Source organism: Streptomyces sp. sk2.1 (assembly GCF_008120935.1).
In the GTDB taxonomy this organism is placed as follows: Bacteria; Actinomycetota; Actinomycetes; order Streptomycetales; family Streptomycetaceae; genus Streptomyces.
In genome coordinates this window covers 558728-581260 of the sequence record NZ_RDBO01000020.1, presented here as the reverse complement: position 1 = coordinate 581260, position 22533 = coordinate 558728, and the positions used below count along the sequence as shown (strand labels likewise).

General features: G+C 73.5%; 22 protein-coding genes. 7 read left to right on the top strand and 15 right to left on the bottom strand.

Annotated features, from left to right (window positions below):
* From EAO76_RS06085 to EAO76_RS06075, 3 genes are all read right to left on the bottom strand, one after another.
* On the bottom strand, positions 1-524 hold a 524-nt coding region (locus EAO76_RS06085; protein WP_399461832.1), incomplete at its 3' end, for a TerD family protein.
* A gap of 120 nt (positions 525-644) precedes the next feature.
* The gene (locus tag EAO76_RS06080) at positions 645-875 is read right to left on the bottom strand and encodes a hypothetical protein (RefSeq protein ID WP_148834085.1); all 231 of its coding nucleotides are present in this window, start codon (positions 873-875) and stop codon (positions 645-647) included.
* Between the two features lie 65 nt (positions 876-940).
* Positions 941-1750: an NAD(P)-dependent oxidoreductase gene (locus EAO76_RS06075; RefSeq protein WP_148834083.1), complete on the bottom strand. Its 810-nt coding sequence runs from the start codon at positions 1748-1750 to the stop codon at positions 941-943.
* A gap of 318 nt (positions 1751-2068) precedes the next feature.
* Between EAO76_RS06075 and EAO76_RS06070 the strand changes: the two genes are divergently transcribed.
* Positions 2069-3028: a 5-dehydro-4-deoxyglucarate dehydratase gene (locus EAO76_RS06070; RefSeq protein ID WP_148834081.1), complete on the top strand. Its 960-nt coding sequence runs from the start codon at positions 2069-2071 to the stop codon at positions 3026-3028.
* The gene (locus EAO76_RS06065; RefSeq protein ID WP_148834079.1) at positions 3025-4203 is read left to right on the top strand and encodes a hypothetical protein; all 1179 of its coding nucleotides are present in this window, start codon (positions 3025-3027) and stop codon (positions 4201-4203) included. Before EAO76_RS06070 ends, EAO76_RS06065 begins: the two co-directional genes overlap by 4 nt.
* 50 nt (positions 4204-4253) lie before the next feature.
* On the opposite strand, the gene EAO76_RS06060 is transcribed toward EAO76_RS06065, so the two are convergent.
* The 5 genes from EAO76_RS06060 to EAO76_RS06040 all read right to left on the bottom strand — a co-directional run bounded on the left by EAO76_RS06060 (position 4254) and on the right by EAO76_RS06040 (position 9667).
* Positions 4254-5705 carry a penicillin-binding transpeptidase domain-containing protein gene (locus EAO76_RS06060; protein ID WP_148834077.1) on the bottom strand — a complete coding sequence of 484 codons (1452 nt, stop codon included), beginning with the start codon at positions 5703-5705 and terminating at the stop codon, positions 4254-4256.
* Positions 5706-5768: 63 nt separating this feature from the next.
* Entirely contained in the window at positions 5769-6443 is a 675-nt protein-coding gene (locus EAO76_RS06055; protein WP_148834075.1) for a response regulator transcription factor, read from the bottom strand.
* Positions 6440-7690 (bottom strand): histidine kinase, encoded by a 1251-nt coding sequence (locus EAO76_RS06050; RefSeq protein ID WP_262375289.1) that lies wholly within the window; start codon positions 7688-7690, stop codon positions 6440-6442. Before EAO76_RS06050 ends, EAO76_RS06055 begins: the two co-directional genes overlap by 4 nt.
* Positions 7687-8718, bottom strand: coding sequence for a hypothetical protein (locus tag EAO76_RS06045; RefSeq protein WP_148834073.1), 1032 nt, complete (start codon positions 8716-8718; stop codon positions 7687-7689). Before EAO76_RS06045 ends, EAO76_RS06050 begins: the two co-directional genes overlap by 4 nt.
* 178 nt (positions 8719-8896) lie before the next feature.
* Positions 8897-9667 (bottom strand): IclR family transcriptional regulator, encoded by a 771-nt coding sequence (locus EAO76_RS06040; protein ID WP_148834072.1) that lies wholly within the window; start codon positions 9665-9667, stop codon positions 8897-8899.
* Positions 9668-9857: 190 nt separating this feature from the next.
* Between EAO76_RS06040 and EAO76_RS06035 the strand changes: the two genes are divergently transcribed.
* Positions 9858-11378 (top strand): aldehyde dehydrogenase (NADP(+)), encoded by a 1521-nt coding sequence (locus EAO76_RS06035; protein WP_148834070.1) that lies wholly within the window; start codon positions 9858-9860, stop codon positions 11376-11378.
* Between the two features lie 144 nt (positions 11379-11522).
* Here EAO76_RS06035 and EAO76_RS06030 read toward each other — a convergent pair whose 3' ends face one another.
* Entirely contained in the window at positions 11523-12992 is a 1470-nt protein-coding gene (locus tag EAO76_RS06030; RefSeq protein ID WP_262375288.1) for a serine/threonine-protein kinase, read from the bottom strand.
* Positions 12993-13285: 293 nt separating this feature from the next.
* Between EAO76_RS06030 and EAO76_RS06025 the strand changes: the two genes are divergently transcribed.
* From EAO76_RS06025 to EAO76_RS06015, 3 genes are all read left to right on the top strand, one after another.
* Entirely contained in the window at positions 13286-14095 is an 810-nt protein-coding gene (locus EAO76_RS06025; RefSeq protein WP_148834068.1) for an ATP-grasp domain-containing protein, read from the top strand.
* 156 nt (positions 14096-14251) lie between these two features.
* Complete coding sequence (locus EAO76_RS06020; RefSeq protein ID WP_148834067.1) at positions 14252-14974, top strand: DsbA family oxidoreductase; 723 nt, start codon at positions 14252-14254, stop codon at positions 14972-14974.
* A gap of 117 nt (positions 14975-15091) precedes the next feature.
* Positions 15092-16159: an aminotransferase class V-fold PLP-dependent enzyme gene (locus EAO76_RS06015; RefSeq protein ID WP_148834065.1), complete on the top strand. Its 1068-nt coding sequence runs from the start codon at positions 15092-15094 to the stop codon at positions 16157-16159.
* Positions 16160-16248: 89 nt separating this feature from the next.
* On the opposite strand, the gene EAO76_RS06010 is transcribed toward EAO76_RS06015, so the two are convergent.
* The gene (locus tag EAO76_RS06010) at positions 16249-16764 is read right to left on the bottom strand and encodes a MarR family winged helix-turn-helix transcriptional regulator (protein ID WP_148834063.1); all 516 of its coding nucleotides are present in this window, start codon (positions 16762-16764) and stop codon (positions 16249-16251) included.
* 190 nt (positions 16765-16954) lie between these two features.
* Here EAO76_RS06010 and EAO76_RS06005 point away from each other — a divergent pair, with 190 nt between their 5' ends.
* Positions 16955-18031: an alkene reductase gene (locus tag EAO76_RS06005; protein WP_148834061.1), complete on the top strand. Its 1077-nt coding sequence runs from the start codon at positions 16955-16957 to the stop codon at positions 18029-18031.
* 95 nt (positions 18032-18126) lie between these two features.
* On the opposite strand, the gene EAO76_RS06000 is transcribed toward EAO76_RS06005, so the two are convergent.
* The 5 genes from EAO76_RS06000 to ectB form a co-directional block, all read right to left on the bottom strand.
* On the bottom strand, positions 18127-19161 hold the full coding sequence (locus EAO76_RS06000) for a VOC family protein (RefSeq protein ID WP_148834059.1): 1035 nt from the start codon (positions 19159-19161) through the stop codon (positions 18127-18129).
* A 96-nt stretch (positions 19162-19257) separates the two neighbouring features.
* Positions 19258-19653 (bottom strand): DUF3592 domain-containing protein, encoded by a 396-nt coding sequence (locus tag EAO76_RS05995; RefSeq protein ID WP_148834057.1) that lies wholly within the window; start codon positions 19651-19653, stop codon positions 19258-19260.
* Positions 19654-19831: 178 nt separating this feature from the next.
* Entirely contained in the window at positions 19832-20725 is an 894-nt protein-coding gene (thpD, locus tag EAO76_RS05990) for an ectoine hydroxylase (RefSeq protein ID WP_148834055.1), read from the bottom strand.
* 3 nt (positions 20726-20728) lie between these two features.
* Complete coding sequence (locus tag EAO76_RS05985; RefSeq protein ID WP_148834053.1) at positions 20729-21127, bottom strand: ectoine synthase; 399 nt, start codon at positions 21125-21127, stop codon at positions 20729-20731.
* Positions 21128-21236: 109 nt separating this feature from the next.
* On the bottom strand, positions 21237-22499 hold the full coding sequence (gene ectB, locus EAO76_RS05980; RefSeq protein WP_148834051.1) for a diaminobutyrate--2-oxoglutarate transaminase: 1263 nt from the start codon (positions 22497-22499) through the stop codon (positions 21237-21239).
* Positions 22500-22533: the final 34 nt, after the last annotated feature.

Here is a 22533-nt window from a genome sequence, read left to right as displayed (position 1 = left end):
GCGGGCACGGGGGCCGGGGCGGCAGCGGGCTCGTCCTCGACCGAGACGCCGAAGTCCGTGGCGATGCCGGCCAGGCCGTCGGCGTAGCCCTGACCGACCGCGCGGGCCTTCCAGGCGCCGTTGCGGAGGTAGACCTCGATGACCACGAGCGCCGTCTCGGTGCCCAGTCGGGGCGGGGTGAAGGTGGCGAGCACGCTGTTGTCGTCGGCGTTGCGCACGGTCGCGGTGGGCTCGATGCCCTGGAAGGTCTGGCCCGCCGCGTCCGGGCTCGCCGTGACGACGATCTTCTCGATGCCGGGCGGGACCGCCGCGGTGTCCACCAGGATCGAGTCCGGCGCGGTGCCGCCGCCGGAGCGGTAGGTCACGCCGGGGCCCGCGGGCTGGTTGTAGAAGATGAAGTCGTCGTCCGAGCGCACCTTGCCGGCTGCGGTGAGCAGGAGGCCCGAAACGTCGAGCCGCACCGGGGCGGAGACGTCCACTGCCACGCGGGCGGCGGAGAGAGGGATGTTCGAGCCGGGGGTCATAGCGGTCATGTCCGGAGTAACGAACGACCCCGCTTTGCCGTTCCCTTACCTTTGCCGCCCGCAGTCCCCGTCGTTCCCGCCGTCCACGCCGTCCCCTCGGGTGTCCGGACGTGGGCGCCGTCAGCGCCCGCGCGCCCGGTTGCGCGGGTGATCGCGGGCGGTGCGTTCGTTGCCGTGCTTGTACGCCCCGGTCCAGCGGGCCATCACCAGTTGGGCGTCCCCGGACACCACCTCGGCCAGGAACTTCTCCGCCCGGCCGCCGCGCAGCGTGCCCGCGGGCCGGCCGTGGTGGGTGATGGTGACGCTCGCGTCGCCGTGCTGCTCGTACAGGAATCCTGAAGGTCTCGGCATGGCCCCGCATCCTGCCCGTCGGTGGGCACGCTGTCGCGCGATTTTCCGCGGGGCCCGCGGGCCGGTCAGTGCGGCCAGATCGGTGGGGTGGTGCAGAAGTGCCCGCCGAGGCGGGTGTGGTCGGGGTTGTCCGGGTCCAGTTCCCCCTGCTCGGCGACGAGCCGCGCCGCGTACGGTTCCGAGTCGTCCTGCGGCTCGTAGCCCAGCGCGCGGGCCGAGGCCAGGTCCCACCACAGCCGGGTGTTGGCGGAGGAGCCGTGGACGACGGTGTGCCCCACGTCCTTCGCGGTGAGCGCGGCGTGCAGGAGCCGGGCGCCGTCCGCCGGGCTCAGCCAGAGCGACAGCATCCGCACCGAGGTCGGCTCGGGGTAGCAGGAGCCGATGCGCACCGAGACGGTCTCCATGCCGTGCCGGTCCCAGTACAGCTGGGCGAGGTCCTCCCCGAAGGACTTGGACAGGCCGTAGAAGGTGTCGGGGCGGCGCGGGGCGTCGACGGAGATCGGCGGGTCGCCGGGCAGCGGGCGGGGGGTGTGGCCGACGACGTGGTTGGAGGAGGCGAGGACGACGCGCCGGACGCCCTCCTCGCGCGCGGCCTCGTAGAGGTTGTACGTCCCCTCGATGTTGGCCCGCAGGATCCTGTCGAAGGAGGACTCCAGGGAGATGCCCGCGAGGTGGACGATCGCGTCGACGTCCCGCACGGCCTCGCGCAGCGCCGCCCGGTCGCCGAGGTCGGCCGTGATCGCGCCGGGCTCGCCCTCGACGGGGCGGGCGTCGAGGAGCCGGAGCCCGTAGCCGTACGCGGGCAGGAGCCCGCGCATCAGGGTGCCGAGGCCGCCGGCGGCGCCGGTGAGCAGGACGGTGCGGGGAGCGGGCATGCGCGGATCTCCTCGGTGCGTGGGTGCGCACGCGCACTCCGGCGTGCGCGGCACGGCCCCTGCGGTGCCTGCGGGACGTGCCCGTCAGAAGCCAAAGTCATGGACGTCATTCATATGTGTGGACAAGCTAAGAAGTTCCGGCGAGGTGAGTCAAGGGCTCCGGCGTTCCGGCGGAGGTGATGGTGCCGGGTGCGTGTCCGGATGTCCTGCGGGTTCTTTTCCTTGACCCGTGCGGGGCGGCTGCCTTAGCGTGCAACTGTTCACGAATGTGGACGGCGATCATAATTGTGCACGCCTGGACCTGCTCAGGGAGCGCCAGTGACCTCAGCCCCTCTTGCCGCCCGACTCCACCGTGCGACCGGGCCGCTCTTCTTCCCCGTCACCGCCTACGGACCGGACGGCGCCGTCGATCTCGACGCCTTCCGCGCCCATGTGCGCACCGGTGTCGACGCCGGTGCGGCGGCGGTCTTCGCCTGCTGCGGCACCGGCGAGTTCCACGCGCTGACGCAGCGGGAGTTCCGCGCCGTCGTCGCCGCGGCGGTCGAGGAGACCGCCGGACAGGTGCCCGTCGTCGCGGGGGCCGGATACGGCACCGCGCTCGCCGTCGAGTACGCCCGGATCGCCGAGGAGGCCGGCGCGGACGGGCTCCTCGCGATGCCCCCCTACCTCGTCGTCGCCGACCAGGAAGGACTCCTGGGCCACTACACCGCGCTCGCCGCGGCCACCGGCCTGGAGACGATCGTCTACCAGCGCGACAACGCCGTCCTCACCCCCGGGACCGTCGTGGCACTGGCCCGGACCCCCGGCGTCATCGGCCTCAAGGACGGCTGCGGCGACCTCGACCTGATGCAGCGCATCGTCAGCGCCGTGCGCACCGAGGCGCCGGGAGAGGACTTCCTGTACTTCAACGGGCTGCCCACCGCCGAACTCACCGGCCCGGCCTACCGCGGCATCGGCATCACGCTCTACTCCTCCGCCGTCTTCGCCTTCGCGCCCGACATCGCGCTCGCCTTCCACCGGGCCCTGGAAGCCGGCGACGACGCCCTGACGGACGGACTCCTCGACCACTTCTACCGGCCGCTCGTCGAACTGCGCGCCAAGGGCCGCGGCTACGCCGTCTCGCTCGTCAAGGCCGGGGTCCGGCTCGGCGGCCTGGCCGTCGGCCCGGTCCGCACCCCGCTCACCGAGCCGTCCGCCGCCCACGTCGAGGAACTCACCGGGATCATCGCGCGCGGCCGCGCCGTCCTGGAGAAGCACGGGCAGGAGCGGCGCGGGTGAGGACCTCCGTCTTCCTCTACCCCTGGGACGTCGTCGGCGACCCGGACGCGGCCGCCCGCGTCGCGGACCTGGGCGTCCGGCAGGTGACGCTCGCCGCCGCCTACCACTCCACCCGGGCGCTGACCCCGCGCCACCCCGCCCGCCGCATCGTCACCGCCGAGCACGCGGCGGTGCTCTACCCGCCGGACCCGAAGCGGTGGGCGGGGCGCGCGCTGCGCCCGTACCCGCAGTCGTGGGTGGCCGCCGACGACCCGTACGCACAGGCGGCCCGGGCCCTCACCGCCGCCGGACTCCAGGTGCACACCTGGGTGGTCCTCGCGCACAACTCCCGCCTGGGCGCCGAGCATCCCGGGACCTCCGTCGTCAACGCGTACGGCGACCGCTACCCCTGGGCGCCCTGCATCGCACGGCCCGAGGTCCGCGCGTACCTGATCGACCTGGCCGCCGAGGCGGCGGTGCGCGACGGCGCGGGCGGCACCGAGCTGGAGTCCTGCGGCTGGTACGGCTTCGCGCACCTGCACGCCCACGACAAGACCACGGGCGTCGGGCTCGGCGACGCGGCGCAGTACCTGATGTCGCTCTGCTTCTGCTCCGCCTGCCGCACCGGGTACGCCGGACAGGGCCTGGACGCCGACGCCCTGGCCGCGGCCGTGCGCCGGGCCCTGGAACCGTGCTGGGCCGGTTCCGGCAGTACGGAGGCCGGCTGGGAGGCCGTGCGGGAACTCCTCGGAGCCGACCTCGCCGACGCCACCCTCCGGTGGCGCGGCACGGTCGCCCGTACGCTCCAGGAGGCCGCGGTGGCCGCCGTGCGGGCGGCGGCGGAACCCGGCTTCCAGGTGCTGCTGCACGCCGACCCCGCGCCGTACCGCACCGGTGCGAACACGGGCGTCGACCCCGGGCACGTCCTGTCCGTCGCGGACGGCGTGGTGCTGCCCTGCACCGGCGCCGACGCGGCGCGCGAGGCCGTGCTCGGCCCGTTCGCCGGGCGCGAGGGGGTGCTCGCGGCCAACTTCTGCGTGGTCACCGGCATGGGCGGCAGCCCCGCCACGCTGGAGCGGGACGCCGCGCACGCGGCCTCGCTCGGCGCGAACCAACTGCGCCTGTACCACGCCGGGCTGGCCTCGGACCCGGACCTGGCGGCCGTCGCCGGGGCGCTGGCACGCCTGGGCCGCTGACGGAACCGCGCCGGGCGGGGGCGTACGGCGGACGCCCCCGCCCGGCGTGCTCAGCGCGCCAGCGCCGCCTTCATCATCTTCTGGGCGACCGGCGCCGCCAGACCGTTGCCGCTGACCTCCGAGCGGGCCGCGCCCGAGTCCTCGACGACCACCGCCACCGCGACCTCCTTGCCGGTCGAGGCGTCCTTCGCGTACGAGGTGAACCAGGCGTACGGGGTCTTGCTGTTGCCCACCCCGTTCTGCGCGGTGCCCGTCTTGCCGCCGACCTCGGCCCCGGCGATCCGGGCATTGGTGCCCGTGCCCTCCTCGACGACGGTCACCATGGCGCTGCGCAACTGCTCGGCGGTGTCCGGCGAGACGACCCGCTCGGTGTCCCCGTCCGGGTACTCCCGCAGCGTGGTGCCCTCGGAGTCCGTCACCTCGGACACCATGTGCGGGGCGGCGAGCTCCCCGCCGTTGGCGAGGGCGGCCGACACCATGGCCATCTGCAGCGGCGTCGCGGTCACCTCGAACTGGCCGATGCCCGTCAGCGCCGTCTGCGGGCGGTCCATGCCGGACGGGTAGACGCTCTCGCTCGCCCGCACCGGCACGTCGAGCTTCTCGGTGTTGAAGCCGAACTTCTCCGCCATCGCCCCGACCTTGTCCTGACCGAGGTCGACGGCGGCCTTCGCGAAGACGTTGTTGCAGGAATACCGGAGCGCGGTGCGCAGCGTGGCGTTCTCGCAGGGCGCGGTGGCGCTCTCGTTGCGCAGGACAGTGCTGGTGCCGGGCAGGGTGTACGGGTTGGGGCTGGCCGTGGGCTCGTCGACCGAGCCGTACAGCCCGTCCTCCAGCGCCGCGGCGGCCACCACCAGCTTGAACGTCGAACCCGGCGCCAGCGGCTGCCGGATCGCCCGGTTGACCAGCGGTTTGTCCTTGTCGTCGAGCAACTTCTGCCAGGCGTCGCCGTCCGTCGTACCGCTGATCGTCGACGGGTCGTACGAGGGGGTGGAGACCATTCCCAGGATCCGCCCGGTGCCCGGCTCGATCGCGACGGCGGCGCCCTTGTCGTCGCCGAGCGCCTCGTACGCCGCCTTCTGCACGGCCGGGTCGATCGTCGTCAGGACGTTGCCCGGATCGGCCTGCTTGTTCGTCACCGTGTCCAGCGGGCTCTTCAGCCGGTCGTCGGTGCCGTCCAGCACATGGCTGTAGATGCCTTCGAGCTGGGTGGCGCCGTACGCCTGCGAGCCGTAGCCGGTGACGGCCGCGTAGAGCTCGCCCTGGGTGTAGGTGCGTTTGTACGCGAGATCGCTGCCCACCGTCCTCTTCGAACCGGTGACCGGGTTCCCGGCCACGATGATGTCGCCGAGCGGCTGCGCGTACTGCGCGATGGTCTTCCGCCGGTTGTGGTCGTTGTCCGCGAGCGCCTGCGCCTGGTACGCCTGCAGCCAGGTCGCCCGCACCAGAAGGGCGAGAACCAGCAGCAGGCAGAAGACGGACGTGTGCCTGATCGTTCTGTTCATCCCACCGAGGGACGAGCGGGGCGTCGGGGGACGTTCCCGGTTGTGCCGATTCTCACCGATTCCTCATGGTCGGCCGGAATCCCCGGGAGCGATGAATCCCGACTCGTACGCCGCGATCACGGCCTGGGTGCGGTCCCGGGCGCCGGTCTTCGCGAGCACCGCCGCCACGTGCGTCTTGGCCGTCGCGGGCCCCACGGCCAGCCGCTCGGCGATCTCCGCGTTGGTCAGCCCGGCCGTCATCAGCCGCAACACCTCCGCCTCCCGTTCGGTGAGCCGGGCCACCCACGGCGGCGGGGCGGTCCCCCGCCGCGTCAGGTGCTCGGCCGCCAGGGTCCGGACCGCCGCCGGGAACAGCAACGTGTCGCTGCGGGCGACCAGCCGCACCGCCTGCACGAGGTCCTCGGCCGCCGCGCGCTTCAGCAGGAAACCGGCCGCCCCGGCGACGAGCGCGTCGTACACGTAGGAGTCGTTCTCGAAGGTGGTCACCACGACGATCCGCGGCGGGGCGGCGAGCGAGCCGAGGATCTGCTCGGTGGCGCGGATGCCGTCGATCTTCGGCATCCGTACGTCCATCAGCACCACGTCGGGGCGCAGCTCGCGCACCACGGACACGGCCTGCGCGCCGTTCGCCGCCTCGCCGACGACCTCCAGATCGGGTTCGGCGTCCAGGATGACGCGCAGCGCCGTGCGCACCATCCGCTCGTCGTCGGCCAGAACCACCCGGACCCTCGTGCTCACTTCTTCTCCCGTCCGTCCGTACGCAGGGGGAGGCGCGCGGCCAGCCGCCACGCGCCGTCGTGCGGCCCGGCCTGCGCACGGCCGCCGAGCAGCACCGCCCGCTCGGCGACGCCGCGCAGTCCGCGCCCGCCCCCGGGCCGCACCGCCGCGGGCCGCTCCGGCAGCGGGTTGTCCATGACGATCTCCACGTCCGTCGCGAGCACCGTGATCCGCAGCTCCACCGCCGTTCCGGCCCCGCCGTGCCGCAGCGCGTTGCTCAGCCCCTCCTGCACGATCCGGTACGCCTCCCGGGACACGGCGGCCGGGACCGTGCCGGGCTCGCCCCGCACGCTGAGGGAGACCGGCACCCCGCAGCGCTTCAGCAGCCCGTCCAGCGCGTCGAGCGCCGGACCGGTCGTCCCGGCCGTCCCGTGCTCCTCGTCGCTGCGCAACAGGCCGAGCACGGAGTCGAGTTCGCCGACCGTGCGCCGGGTGGTCTCCTCGATCGCGGCCAGCGCCTCGCGGACGAACTCCGGGTCGCTGTCCAGGACCCTGCGGGCCGCGCCCGCCTGGAGCGTGACGGCGCTCAGCGCGTGGCCCACCGAGTCGTGCAGCTCCCGGGCGAGCCGGTTGCGCGCCGCCAGATCGGCCGCCCGGCGTTCGGCGGCGGCCAGCCGGTCCTCCGGGGTCGGGCCCAGCAGCACCGGGGCCCGGCCGGCGAGCAGCGCCCCGGCCAGTGCCGCGCAGCCGGCCACCACCAGCAGTACCGCGATCCCGGCGAAGGGGCTCAGGGCGAGGATCCAGGGCCGGTCCAGCTCCTCGGGCAGCCTGATCCAGGAGTCGCGCACCGTCTCCGAGAACGGCAGCGCCACGAAGGCCGGCGCGAGCGGGGACAGCGCCAGCGTCATGGCACTCACGATGCCGCCGAGCGCGAGGTGCGTCGTGTACCAGACCGCGGTGCGCACCCGGGCCTGCCGGGTCCTGGAGGGCCCGTCGGCCAGCTGCCGGCCGGCGGGGATGCCGCACAGCGCGCGGGCCGCGTCCACCGAGAGCGGCCGGGCCGGTGCGAAGAGCGCGGTGACCGCGGCCATGGGCAGGGCGCAGACGAACGAGACGAGCTGGTGGGGGAGGGACGTGAAGAGGACGGGGCTCGGGCGGAGCGAGCCGACCACCACCAGGGCCGCCAGGAAGTACGGCATCAGCAGCGCGCCACCGAGGATCAGGTGCAGCCAGCGCAGCCGGGCCCGCCGCCCGAACAGCAGGGTCACGCGCGGGTTCCGGAGGGCAGGGCGGACGGCGCGGGGCCGCCGGGGCCGGTGGCCGCCGCGCGTTCCGAGAAGAAGTACCCGCCGAGGGTGACCACCATGGCTCCGAGCAGCATCTGGACACCGTAGATCACCACCATGGTGGGCGTGGGCTGTTCGGAGACCTCCTGGGTCCCGGTCAGCGAGGCGATGCTCAGCCAGCCGCCCCAGCAACCGGAGGCCCCGGAACCGCACCAGGCCAGGACGAGCGGAACGGCGAGGGGGAGCGCGGAGCGGCGGAAGGCGAGCAGCAGCACCCCGGCGGCGGTGGCGAGGGAGAAGAGGACGTTGAACGCCTCCATGATGTAGAAGGGGCCGTCCCGGTCCGCGATCCTGGCCGCGTTGAGCCCCGCGGTCGAGCCGGTGGCCCACACCAGGTGCATGACGGCCGGCACGACCGCGAGCAGCGAGACGAGGACCGCGGTGACCCGCAGGGCGGGCGCGGTGGGGCTCTCCGGCAGGTCCCGCAGGGTGCCCCGCCAGAGATGACCCCAGCGGTCCCGGGCGTACAGCGCGAACAGGGTGCCCAGCGCGAGGCCCTGGACGGTGAAGCCGCCGTAGACGATGCCGAAGACCCACTCGTCGAGGAAGGGGTCGCCGCCCCCGCCCCCGCCGACGCCGCCGCCCTGGAACAGGCCCACCACCAGCTGCGTCGGGTACCCGGTCATGATCGGCAGCAGCAGCCCGGACGCCACCCACACGGGCAGGACGAGCAGCCAGGCGGGCACCCGCCGGCCCCAGGGGCGGGTGAGCAGCAGGGCGATGACCACGACGGCGCTGTCCATCAGGATCGTGACGCCGTTGGCGACGATCATCGTGGCGCGGTGTTCGAGCAGCGGGCTGCCGTCCGGGATGCCGATCCGACTGCCCGCGATCCAGGCGGTCTTGAGCGCGATGTACGGCAGGGTGGCGGTGATCGCGAGCGTACGGAGCAGGGCGCGGGTTCCGGGACGTCCCGCGGCGGTGGCCGGAGCGGACGAGGTCTGTGTCATGGCACCCACACTCCCGTGCGGTCCGGGCGGGCACGTCCTGCCCGGTGACGATCCGTCTCCGCCGCGCGGCGGAGACGGATCGTCACCGGGTCGTCCCGACGGGCGGACGGCGGCCCGCCGCGGGCGCGCGTCATGGCGCGGGGGCCGCCCCGGGCCTCGCGCGGGGGCCGCCGACGGGTCAGAGCCTCCGGGTGGCGAGCGCCAGCCGGTCGCGCGCGTCGAACAGCGCGTCCTTGACCATCTGCTCGTGCGCGGGCGTGAGCCGGGCGACCGGCACGGAGCAGCTGATCGCGTCGCGGGCGGGGGTGCGGTAGGGGATGGCGATGCCGAAGCAGCGCAGCCCGAGGGTGTTCTCCTCGCGGTCCACCGCGTACCCCTGCTCGCGGACCAGGCGCAGCTCCTCGATGAGCTTCTCGCGGTCGGTGATGGTGTGCTCGGTCAGCGCGGGCAGCGTCTCGGGCAGCATCTTGCGGACCTGCTCGTCGCTGTGGGTGGCCAGGAGCGCCTTGCCGAGGGAGGTGGAGTGGGCGGGCAGCCGGCGGCCGACGCGGGTGAAGGGGCGCAGGTAGTGCTGGGACTGCCGGGTGGCGAGGTACACCACGCTCGTCCCGTCGAGGCGGGCCAGGTGGATGGTCTCCGCCGTGTCGTCGGAGAGCCGGTCCAGGGTGGGCCGGGCCGCCGCGACGGCCTCGTCCCCGTCGATGTACGAGGTGCCGACCAGCAGGGCCCGCACCCCGATCCCGTACCGGGTGCCCGTCGCGTCGGTCTCCACCCAGCCCAGCTCCACCAGCGTGCGCAGCAGCATGTACAGGCTGGACTTGGGATAGCCGACGGCCTCCTGCACCGTGGCGAGCGAGTGCATGCCGGGTCGCCCCGCGAAGTACTCGAGCAGCTCCACCGTACGCACGGCGGACTTGACCTGTGCCCCACCGGACTCGGCAGCGGACATCGACCTATGCTCCTTCCAGCACGTTTACGAATCCCGTGACCCGTCGAACTCCCGCGTCCGGCCGGTCCGATGGCACCTTGCCAACGTCGAACGACCGGAAATAGAGTCGCTTCATATTCACGATCGGGAACTTTGTTCAGAATACCGAACAAACTCCGATGCGTGGCAGTGAAGCGGAAGGAAAAGCACGGTGGCAGCAACACCAGTCTGGAGCGTCGACCCCCGCACCGGGAACCCGCGTGAGCAGGTCGCGGTGGAGGCTACGGCGGAGGAGGTCGACCGCGCCGTCCGGGCCGCCCACGCGGTGCGCGACTCGCTCGCCGACCGCACCGTGCGCGCCGCGTTCCTGCGCACGGCCGCCGACCTGCTCACCGAGGCCGGGGAACACGTCGTCGAGGCCGCGGACGCGGAGACCGCGCTGGGCCCGGCCCGGCTCACCGGCGAACTCGCCCGCACCGCAGCCCAGTTGAGGGCCTTCGCGGAGGTCGTGGACGAAGGTGCCTTCCTGGACGTCCACATCGACCACGCGGACGACACCCGCACCCCGCCCTGGCCCGACCTGCGCCGCTACAAGATCCCGCTCGGGGTCGTCGCCGTGTACGCGGCCAGCAACTTCCCGCTCGCCTTCTCCGTCCCCGGCGGCGACACCGCGAGCGCGCTGGCGGCCGGCTGCCCGGTCGTCGTCAAGGCCCACCCCGACCACCCCGCCACCTCCGAGCTGTGCGCCTCCGTGCTGCGCCGGGCGGCGGCCCGGGTCGGTCTGCCCGAGGACGTGCTGACCCTGGTGCACGGCTTCGAGGCGGGCGTCGAACTGATCAAGCACCCGCTCGTCGCCGCCGCGGGCTTCACCGGCTCCGTACGCGGCGGACGCGCCCTGTTCGACGCGGCGGCGGCCCGCCCCGTACCGATCCCCTTCCACGGCGAGCTGGGCTCCCTCAACCCCGTCGTGGTGACCGAGGCCGCCGCCGCCGAGCGCGGCGAGCAGATCGGGACCGGGCTCGCGGGCTCGATGACCCTGGGCTCGGGCCAGTTCTGCACCAAGCCCGGCTTCGTCCTGGTCCCGGCCGACGAGAACGGCGACCGGCTGCTGAAGTCCCTCACCGACGCGGTCAGCGACACCGAGGCGGGCGTCCTGCTCGACCACCGGATGCGCGACGCCTTCGTCGCGGGGGTGCGCGCCCGGGCCGCACTCCCCGACGTGGAGGCCCCCGTCACCCCCGGCGCGGGCGGCGAGCACACCGTCTCGGCCGGTTTCCTGACCGTACCGGCCGCCCTGCTCACCACCGAGGGCCCGCACGACGAACTCCTGGAGGAGTGCTTCGGCCCCGTCGGCGTGGTGGCCCGCTACACCGGCACCGACGAGATCACCGCCGTCCTCTCCCGGCTCCCGGGCAACCTCACCGCCACCCTCCAGACCGCCACCGAGGAGACCGACGCCGACGCCCCCGGCCTTCTCGCCGCCCTCGTCCCGCTGGCCGGCCGGGTCCTCGTCAACGGCTGGCCGACCGGGGTCGCCGTCGCCCCCGCCCAGCACCACGGCGGCCCCTACCCGGCCACCACCTCCACCTCCACCTCGGTCGGCGCCACCGCCATCGAACGCTGGCTGCGCCCGATCACCTACCAGACCACCCCCGAGGCGCTGCTCCCGCCCGAGCTCCGCGAGGACAACCCCCTGGGCCTGCCCCGACGGGTGGACGGCCGCCCCGCCTGACCCCGCGCGTTCCCGGACTCCCCTCCGGGCCGGGCCCGTTCGGCACGAAAGGGCCCGGCCCCGCGTGACGGAGCCGAACGGCCCCGACGGCGCCCGGATCCCGCAGCGGATCCGGGCGCCGTCCGTGTCCGCGCGGCGTTTTGTTCACCGGCCGTCCGGCGTCCCGTCGGTCCGGGTCACCGTCAGCGGCACGCCGTGCCGTCCGGCGAAGGCGCGGACGGCGTCGGGCAGCAGGAGCGAGTCACCGACGGGGTGGAGCCCCCGCACCCGGATCAGGGTGACCCCGTCCCGCCGGCTGCGGACCCACGACGGATGCTGGAAGCCCTGGGGCAGGAACTGCTGCCTGTCCAGCCGCACCGCCAGCGAGCTCTCCTTCGCACCGACCGTCAGGTCCACGGACCTGACGGCGTCCCACCGGAGCACCACCAGATCGTTGCCGGGCCCGACCCCGATGCCGGGTTCACCGAGGACGAGACCGTCCTTGGCGCTGGTGAGCAGGCCGAGGAGACGTGTGCCCAGGAGGAACGCGACGATCGCGGCCCCCACGACGACGGCGACGGGCAGACGCAGGACCGGGCCGAGGGAGGCGGTCGTCACGAGCGCGGCCACCCCGAGCAGGTTCCGCGCGACCTGCGCGAGCCAGCTCCGGCGCGGGCGCAGATAGGCGGCGGACGGCGGCGCGGACGCCGCGCGGGGCCGCGTGGGCCCGGTGGCGGTGACGGTCGGGGGCTCGGTGACGGGAGTGGCCGCAGGGGCGGTGGCGGTGACGGTCGGGGGTTCGTCGACCACCGTGAACGGGGCGGTGGCCGCGGTGCCGGGGCCACCGGCGCGGCCGGCCCGGCCCGCGTACAGATCCAGCAGCCGGTGGGGCGTGGGCCTGTCGCCGGGTTCCTTCCGGAGGCAGTCGAGCACGACGGGCCGCAGCGGTCCGGGCACCGCGGACACGTCCGCCTCGCCGTGCACCACCTGGTACATCAGCCCGTACGCCGAGCCCGAGCCGAACGCGCTGCCGCCCGCCGCCGTGACCAGGACGGCACCGAGGGCGAAGACGTCGCAGGCCCCGGTGACCGGTTGGCCCAGGACCTGCTCCGGGGCGTGGTATCCCGCCGTTCCCACCACCCCGCCGTCCCGGGTCAGCCGGGTGCCCTCCAGGACCTGGGCGATCCCGAAGTCCAGGACGCGGGCACCGTCCTCGGCCATGATGATGTTGGCCGGTTTGAGGTCGCGGTGCACCAGCCCGTGGGCGTGGATCGCCTTCAGCGCCTCGGCCAGTTCGGCGGCGAGCTTCCACAGCTCGGCCTCGGTCAGCCGGTCGCGCCGGTCGATCTCGTCGGCCAGGGTCGGCCCCTCGACATAGGCACTGGCCATCCACGGCTGCGGCGCGTCGGGATCGGCGTCCACCAGCGCCGCCGTGTGGAAGCCGCCCACCTTCCGGGCGGCCTCGACCTCCTTGCGGAACCGCTCCCTGAAGCGGGGATCGGCCGCGTACTCGGCCTTGACCACCTTGATGGCGACGGCCCGGCCGGAACGCGAGCGCCCCAGGTAGACCGTCCCCATGCCCCCGGTGCCCAGTTCGCGCTCGATCACGTACTCCCCGATACGTGCCCCTGTCACAGCAGCCCCTCTTGGCGTCCAGCGGAATCCCGTCGTGCGCCCTCACGCGCGACGGGCGGGCACCCGGTTCCCTGCCCCCGCCGGTCACCGTACCCGCGGTGGGGAGGGTCCGGACCCGGTTGTGCGGGGTCGGGCAGCGGGGCGCCGGGGCACCGCTCGCCGACCGCCGGGACCGGCGCCGGGGAACGAGGGGATCCGCTTCCGCGCCGTGCCCGGGGCGGAGGTCTCCGCGGAGCGTTCGGCCGTCGAAAACGATGTCCGGGCGCAGCGGGGGGCAGGGCAGCATGGGCGCCATGACCACCGACCGAGTCCTGATCTTCGCCCCGCGCGATTCCGCGACCGGGCGCCGTTTCGCCGCGACCGCGGCGGGCCGGGGAGTGCGGACCCTGACCGCACACGAATGGCGGCTTCCGGCCGACGCGCGGGACGCCGTCGGGCGGGCGCATCTGTACGGCGGGCCACTGCTCGCCGACCGGGTGGCCGCCGAGCTGGACCTCGTGGCGCTGGAGCCGCCGGCCGACTGGCTGGCGTCGCTGCCGACGGCGCTGACCGGACGCCGGGTGGAGGCGCTCACGCTGGCGGAGGCCCGGCGGCTGCGCCGGCCGGCCTTCGTCAAGCCGCCGACCGACAAGTTCTTCCCCGCCCGGATCTACCCCGACGGCTCACGGCTGCCCGGACCGGACGCGTTCGACGACGACCTGCCGGTACTGGTGAGCGACATCGTCCGCTTCACCCGTGAGTACCGGCTGTTCGTCAGGGACGGAGCCGTGCGCACGGGCAGCCGCTACGCCGTCGGCCCCGCGCTCGACCCGGTTCCGCTGGACGAGGACGAGCACGGCCCCGAGGTCCGCGCCTTCGCCGCCGAACTGCTCGCGGAGGCGGCCGGGGCACTGCCCTCCGCCGCCGTGGTCGACGTCGGCCTGCTCGACGACGGCCGATGGGCGGCGGTGGAGGCGAACCCGGCCTGGGCCAGCGGCGGTTACGCCTGCGACCCGGAACGCGCGCTGGACGTGGTGTTCCGGGCGGCCGGTCCGGCCCGCGAGGTCGCTCCGGCGGACCTGCGCTTCGCCCGGCCCGTGCCGGAGGCCCGGTCCGGGCGGTGACCGGGCGGCAGGTACGGGCGGTGACCGGGCGGCCGGTCCGGTCGTCGGGGCCGGTCGGGGAATGAGGACATTTGTTTCCGTGTTGCCCAGTTGCCCACAGCGCGGGGAAGGCCCCGTGTCCGTACCGGGCCGCGAGAAGACGGAGAGAAGAAGGACATGCGCGTCGAGATCTGGAGCGACATCGCCTGCCCCTGGTGCTACATCGGGAAGGCCCGCTTCGAGAAGGGCCTGGCGGAGTTCGCCCACCGCGACGAGGTCGAGATCGTGCACCGGTCCTTCGAGCTCGACCCCACGTACGCCGGGGACGGGCCGGTCGAGGTGATCGACATGCTGGCGCGGAAGTACGGGCGCACCCGTGAGGAGGCGCAGGCCATGGAGGCGAACGTCGCGGCCAACGCGCGGGCCGAGGGGCTCGGCTACCTCGTCGAGGGCCGTGACCACGGCAACACCTTCGACATCCACCGGCTGCTCCACCTGGCCCGCGCCCGGGGCCGCCAGGACGAGCTGCTGAACCTCGCCTACCGGGCCAACTTCGCCGAGGAGCGGTCCGTCTACGACGGCGACGTGCTGGTGGCGCTGGCCGTGGAGGCCGGACTCGACGCGGACGAGGCGCGGACCGTGCTCGCCGACCCGCAGGCGTACGCGGACGAGGTGCGGGCCGACGAGCGGGAGGCGGCCGAGCTGGGCGCCAACGCGGTGCCGTTCTTCGTGTTCGACCGGCGGTACGGCATCTCCGGCGGCCAGCCCGCCGAGGTCTTCACCCAGGCGCTCGAACAGGCGTGGAAGGACCGTCCGGTGACCATGATCGGCGAGGACGCCGGGGCGTGCGGCCCGGACGGTGCCTGCGAGGTCCCCGCGACGGGCGGCACGAACGCCTGAGCCCCGGGTCCGCCCATGCGCACGGGCGGCGTGCCCGTCCGTGCGCATGGGATTTCCCGGGCGCGTCCCCGGTCCTCCGTGATTGACCACGAATCGGAGGGGCCCCAGGCTGGGCGCATGGAGACCACTTCGCTTCCGCTCGGCCGGGCCGTGTACGGCGAGTTCGCGCCGGAGACCACCTACCTCGACACGTCCACCTGCGGGCTGCTGCCCCGTCGCACCGTGGCGGCGGTGCGGTCGCTCGCCGAGCGCGTCGCCGCGGGCCGCGGTGCCGGCTCCGGCGACTTCGCGACGGTGGAGGCCGCCCGGTCCGGTTTCGCCCGTCTCGTCGGGACGGACGCCGACCGGGTGGCCGTCGGCAGCTCCGTCTCCGTGCACGTCGGGCTGATCGCGGCCGCGCTGCAGCCGGGAGCCGAAGTGCTGTCGCCCGAGGGGGAGTTCAGCTCCGTCGTCAGCCCGTTCGCGGTCCGCGGCGACCTGCGGACCCGCTACGTCCCGCTGGACGGCCTGGCCGACGCCGTACGCCCGGACACCGCGCTCGTCGCACTGTCCGCCGTGCAGTCGTCGGACGGCCGGATCGCCGATCTGAAGGCGGTGCGCGCGGCGGCGGCCGCCCACGGCGCCCGGACCCTGCTCGACATCTCACAGGCGGCCGGCTGGCTGCCGCTGGACGCCGGGGAGTACGACTTCACCGTCGCCGGCGGCTTCAAGTTCCTGCTCTGCCCGCGGGGTGCCTCCTTCCTCACCGTCACCGAGGAGGCGCAGCGGACCCTGCCGCCGGTCTTCGCCGGCTGGGTCGCCGCCGAGGACCCGGGCAACAGCACGTACGGCCCGGTCGAACGGCTCTCCCCGTCCGCCCGCCGCTACGACGAGCCGCCCGCCTTCCTGTCGTACCACGGTGCCGAGCGGTCGCTGGCGCTGCTGGGCGAGGTCGGCGTGGAGGCCGTGCACACCCACGCCACCGGGCTCGCCGCCCGTCTGCGGGCGGGGCTGGCGGAGCTGGGGCACGAGGCGGTGCCGGGGAAGTCGGCGATCGTGGCCGTGCCCGGACTCGGCGCGCGGAAGGCCGAGCTGGCGCGGGCCGGGGTGGTGGTCTCCAACCGGGCGGGGAGCCTGCGCGCGGCCTTCCACCTGTACAACACGCGGGCCGACGTGGACCGGGCCCTGGACGTGCTCTCCGGCTGAGCCCGCGACCCGGCGCCGCCGCCCGGCGGACCGGGAGCACCCGGCGGCACCGGAGGGCGCTCGGCGGCACCGGAGGGGCGCGCCGGGGATCAGCAGCCGGGGGAGTGGCGGAGCTCGGGGCAGCCCTCGGTCTCCCGGCGGAGGTTCTCCTCGACCTTGGCGAGCAGCCGGGCCAGCTCCTCGCGCTCGCCCCGGTCGAGACCGGCCAGGGTGTGCTCCTCCAGGTCCGTCCAGGCCCGTTCGACCTCGGAGTGCAGTGCGCAGCTGTCCTCGGTGGCGTCGACCAGGACGGCCCGGCGGTCGTCCGGGTCGGGGCAGCGGCTGACGTGTCCGGCCTGCTCCAGGCGCTGGAGCATCTTGGTGACGGTGGAGGGGTCCAGGCCGATGGCCTTGATCACCTCGGACTGGCGCACCGCGCCCGTGTCCCACAGGTACATCATCAGGAACTCCTGGCCGGGGTAGATCCCGGCCCCCTTGAGCATCTTGCCCGCGGCGATCCGGTGCAGCCGGGCCACCCGGGAGAAGGCATGGCTGACGGGGCCGCCCCGGGCGGCGCTCGGCAGCTCGGTACAGGCGGGGTCGGTGCTTGCGGGACCTGACGTCATCGGGACTCCTCGGACGGTGCGGTGCGGGCCCGGGCGGGCGTTCCCGACAGGTCCCCCGGTGGGGTTCCGGCCGGTCGGGAACGGGCGGGAGCCGCTTTCCGTCAACTTTACCTTGGTCGGCCAAGTAAATGGGTTACAGTGACGGAGCACGCAAATACTTGGCCGACCACATATTTCTTCGGGAGCTCCCATGACCACCGCGTTCGACCCGATCGATCTGTCCGGCACCCGACTCGCCAACCGCATCGCGATGGCCCCGATGACCCGCAGCCGGGCCGGCGAGGGCGGCGTCGCCACGGATCTCGTCGCCGAGTACTACACCCAGCGCGCCTCCGCGGGCCTGATCATCACGGAGGGCATCCAGCCGTCGGCGGTGGGCCAGGGCTACCCCTTCACCCCCGGGCTGCACAGCGCGGAGCAGGTCGCCTCCTGGCGCGAGGTGACCGACCGGGTGCACGCGGCGGGCGGCCGGATCTTCGCCCAGCTCATGCACACCGGCCGCATCGGCCACCCGGTCCTGCTGCCGGACGGACTCACCCCGGTCGCCCCCTCCGCGGTGAGGCCCGCCGGGCAGCTCTTCACCGGGGAGGGGATGAAGGACTTCACCACGCCGCGCGAACTGACCGGCGACGAGATCCGGCAGACCGTGGCCGACTTCGCGACCGCGGCCCGCAACGCGATCGACGCCGGCTTCGACGGGGTCGAGCTGCACGGCGCCAACGGCTACCTCATCCACCAGTTCCTCGCCCCCAACTCCAACCTGCGCGACGACGAGTGGGGCGGGTCCGTCGAGGGCCGCATCAAGTTCGCCGTCGAGGTCGTCAGGGCCGTCGTCGCCGAGATCGGCGCGGAACGCACCGGGCTGCGCATCTCGCCCGGGAACACGTACAACGACATCGCCGAGACCGATCCGGAGGCCGTGTACACCGCGCTGGTGCGGGAGATCGAACCGCTCGGCATCGCCTACCTGCACGTCCTGGAGGCGCTGGACATCCGCGAGCTGACCCTCGCGCTGCGCAAGCAGTTCTCCGGCACCTTCGTCGTCAACCTGCTGACGGACGGGCCGACCGGGCCCGACGACCACAGGGCGATCGACGACGGGCTCGCCGACATCGTCTCCTACGGCGCGCTGTTCATCGCCAACCCGGACCTGCCGGCCCGACTGAAGGCCGGCGGCCCGTTCAACACCCCCGACCCCGCCACCTTCTTCGGCGGCGACGCGAAGGGGTACGTCGACTACCCGGCGCTGGACGCGGTGCGGTCCTGAGGCCGGGGACCCCGGAAGGGCGGGGATTCCGGAGAACGGGGACCTCGGAGGGGCGCCGGGCGGGGCGCTCCCCCCGGGTCCGCCGCTCCGGTCCGTTACTCCCGACCGGCCCCGTCCAGCGGTGCGCTGTGCCACTTCCACGACGTGACCCGCGGCCGGCCGGGCAGTTCGGCGCGGCCGGTGGCCCAGAGCAGGACGGTCCACCGGTCGGCGTCCCCGGGGGCGTCCGGGAACAGCCGGGCCAGCACCCGGTCGCAGAGGTCGGCGGGCGGCTCCCAGGCCACGTCCAGCCCCGCGGCGAGGTCCCGCATGTGCACCAGGGTCTCCACCACGCCCATGGCGGCGAAGCCCTCCGGGTCGGAGACCCCGTAGGAGTGGAAGGAACGGACCCCGGGCGACGAGGTCCGCACCATCGCCGCGAGCAGCGCGCCGTTCGCCTCCATCGTCCGCAGCAGCCCGGCCGGACCGGCCGCCGGGTCCGCGAAGACCGCGTTCTTCGGACCGTTCTCGCGGTCGGCGGCCCAGCGGTACGGGAGGTAGGTGTCCGACGGCGCGTCGGGCGCGTCGGGTGCGCCGAGCTGGGCCGCGTAGGAGAACAGGTCGTCGCTCAGGTGCTCCGCGGTCTCCCAGCAGTTCCACTCCAGCGTCCCGGCCGGGACCAGCCAGTCGTCCACCGGGGACTCCCGGAGCGCGGCGGTCGCGAGCCGGACCGCGGTGGTCACGTCGTCCGCCGTGACCGGCAGCCGGGCCCCGGTCAGGGCGGCCCGTTCGGCCGCGCCGCACTCGACGCAGAACTCGTTGCCCTCGGGGTCGGCGAGCGTCGCCCAGCCCCGCCCGTTCGGTTTGCGGTGGTCGGCGACGAGGGCGGCGCCCAGGCCGAGCAGCCGCTCGACCTCCTCGTCCCGGGTGCGGTCCTGCGGCTGGAGGTCCAGGTGCAGGCGGTTCTTGGTGCTCTTCGGCTCCGGCACCGTGATGAACAGCATTCCGGCCCCGGGGACCTCGACGAGCACCTCGGGGTCACCGGGGGAGTCCTCGTCGGAGAGCGGGGCGTCGAGCACCTGCGACCAGAAACGGGCGAGTCCGTAGGCGTCGGCGCAGTCGACGGTGATGTGACGGATGAGAGAGGTCATGCCCCCACTGTCGCCGCCGACGGCCGTGCGGGTCCAACGACTTGAACCGCGCCCCGCACGGCCGACCGGCCGTCGGTCCGGCCGCGGGGAACGGGTTCAACGGCCGGTGACGAGAATCCAGATCCCGACGGCCGTGAACAGGCCGCCGCCCATGAAGGGGAGCGCGACGTCACCGATCCGCCTGCCGGTGAGGTCGATGCGCGCGTGCTCCGGGGCGTCGGAGACGTAGCGCACCGGGACCCGACCGCCCACGGGAAGGCCCCCGACCCCGGACGAACCGGACTCGAACGTGTGTCGCCCGCCCCGCTCGTCGACGAACTCGACCACCGCGAAGTGGACGGCGTCGCCTCTTCCGGAGCTGCTCCTGCGGTGGCTGACCACCAGGCCGCTGACGCCGATCCCACCGCGCCGGAGGCGGCGCCGGATCATGGCCTCGTGGACGCCGAACCCGAGGAGGGTGACACCCGCCACCAGCGACATCGCGATCCACATCGTCTCCCGGCTCCCTCGTCCCGTGCGGCTTCTCGGACATCTCCCGTCGTGGGGAAGACGTCGTACCGGGCGGACGGGGTTCCTGGCGGAACCGCCGGGCCGTGCGGAGCCGGTGACGTGGGCGGGGGCGAGGAAGGCACGCCTCCCTCGCGCTTGCCCACGTCACCGGTGCGTCATCTCACCGCACGGGGGTGAAGTCCCGCGCCCCGATGAACTCCGGGCGCCGGGTCGGTGCCGCGAACGGCTCCTCGGCCGCGTTCTCCACGCTGTTGAAGACGATGAAGACGTTGCTGCGCGGGTACGGGGTGATGTTGTCGCCCGAGCCGTGCATGCAGTTGCAGTCGAACCAGGTCGCCGAACCCGCCCGGCCCGTGAAGAGCTTGATGCCGTGCCGGTCGGCCATCTTCGTCAGGGCCTCGTCGGACGGCGTCCCGGCGTCCTGCATCCGCAGGGACTTCTTGTAGTTGTCCCGGGGCGTCTCGCCCGCGCAGCCGAGGAACGACTTGTGCGAACCGGGCATGATCATCAGCCCGCCGTTGGTGTCGTGGTTCTCGGTCAGCGCGATCGACACCGACACGGCCCGCATGTTCGGCAGCCCGTCCTCGGCGTGCCAGGTCTCGAAGTCCGAGTGCCAGTAGAACCCCGAGGCGCCGAAGCCCGGCTTGACGTTGATCCGGGACTGGTGGACGTACACGTCCGAGCCGAGGATCTGACGGGCCCGGCCCACCACGCGCTCGTCGCCCACCAGCCGGGCGAAGACCTCGCTGATCCGGTGGACCTCGAAGACCGACCGGACCTGCTGCGACTTCGGCTCGATGATCGAGCGCTCGTCGGACCGCACCGCCGGATCGGCGATCAGCCGGTCCAGTTCGGCGCGGTACACGGCGACCTCGTCGGGGGTGATGAGCTGGTCGACGGTGAGGAAGCCGTCGCGCTCGAAGCCCTGGAGGTCCTGCGCGGCCACCGGGCCGGGGGCGCCGGGCGCGGACCAGATCACCGGGTCCTGGCGGGGCGTGGTCAGCTCGGCCGTGCCGCGCGTGGGGTAGAGATCGACGCGGGTGTCGTGGGTCATGGTTCAGCCCTCCTCGGTCAGCAGCGGGTAGACACCGTTCTCGTCGTGCTCCTCCCGCCCGGTGACCGGCGGGTTGAAGACGCAGACGCAGCGGAAATCGGTCCTCGGCCGCATGGTGTGGCGTTCGTGGCCGTCCAGCAGGTACATCGTGCCCGGGGTGATCAGGTACGTCTGTCCGGTCTCGTCGTCGGTGAGTTCGGCCTCGCCCTCGACGCACAGGACGGCCTCGATGTGGTTCGCGTACCACATCGACGTCTCGGTGCCCGCGTACATCGTGGTCTCGTGGAGCGAGAAGCCCACCTTCTCCTGGGCGAGCACGATGCGCTTGCTCTCCCAGGTGCCGGAAGCGGCCTTCACATGCCGGTCGGTGTTCTCGATGTCACTGAACGATCGGACGATCACGGTGGGTCGGTGCCTTTCTCTCCGCGGGGTTTCCCGCCGGGTGTTTCTCGTCGTGGTGTTTTCGCTGTGGTGCGACCGGTCGGGCCCGCCCCCGTGACGGGCCGGTGGTTCAGATGGTGTCGCGGATCGCGCGGGCCAGCGTGCGCAGGCCCTCGTCCAGCTCGTCGGGGGTGACGGTCAGCGGCGGCAGCAGCTTCACGACCTCGCTGCGCGGGCCGGACGTCTCCACCAGCAGGCCCAGTTCGAAGGCGCGGGCGCAGACCGCGGCGGCGCGCGCCTCGTCCGTGAACTCCAGGCCCCAGACCAGGCCGCGGCCCCGGTAGTGCGCGCCGAGAGCGGCGTGCTCGTCGCAGATCGAGAGCAGGGCCTGCTCGACCTGCTCGCCCCGGGCCAGGGTCTGCCGCTCCATCTGGCCGTCCGCCCAGTAGGCGTCCAGCGCGGCGGCGGCGGTGACGAACGCCGGGTTGTTGCCGCGGAAGGTGCCGTTGTGCTCGCCCGGCCCCCAGATGTCCAGCTCCGGGTTGAACAGGCAGAGGGACATGGGCAGTCCGTAGCCGCTGATGGACTTCGACAGGGTGACGATGTCGGGGACGATGCCGGCCTCCTCGAACGAGAAGAACGACCCCGTGCGTCCGCAGCCCATCTGGATGTCGTCCACGATCAGGAGCATGTCGCGGCGGCGGCACAGGTCGGACAGCGCCCGCAGCCACTCGGGGCGCGCCACGTTGATGCCGCCCTCGCCCTGCACCGTCTCGACGATCACGGCGGCGGGCTTGTTGAGCCCGGATCCCTGGTCCTCCAGGAGCCGTTCGAACCAGAGGAAGTCGGGCACCCGGCCGTCGAGGTAGTTGTCGAACGGCATCGGGGTGCCGTGCACCAGCGGGATGCCGGCCCCGGCCCGCTTGAAGGCGTTGCCGGTGACGGCGAGCGAGCCGAGCGACATGCCGTGGAAGGCGTTGGTGAAGGACACGATGGACTCGCGCCCCTTCACCTTGCGGGCCAGCTTCAGCGCGGCCTCGACCGCGTTGGTGCCGGTCGGCCCGGGGAACATCACCTTGTACGGGAGGTCGCGCGGGCGCAGCACGTTGTTCCGGAAGGACTCCAGGAAGGTGCGTTTCGCGGTGGTGGCCATGTCGAGGCCGTGGGTGATGCCGTTGCGCTCGATGTAGTCGATCAGCGCGCGTTTCAGCACCGGGTTGTTGTGGCCGTAGTTGAGCGACCCCGCTCCGGCGAAGAAGTCGAGGTAGCCGTGGCCGTCCTCGTCGGTCAGCCGGGCGCCCTGGGCACGGTCGAACACGGCGGGCCAGCCGCGGCAGTAGCTCCGTACCTCCGACTCCAGGGTCTCGAAGACACTGAGATCGGCAGGCGTCAGGCCGAATGCCTGTCCGTTGAGGGCGGTGGGAGAC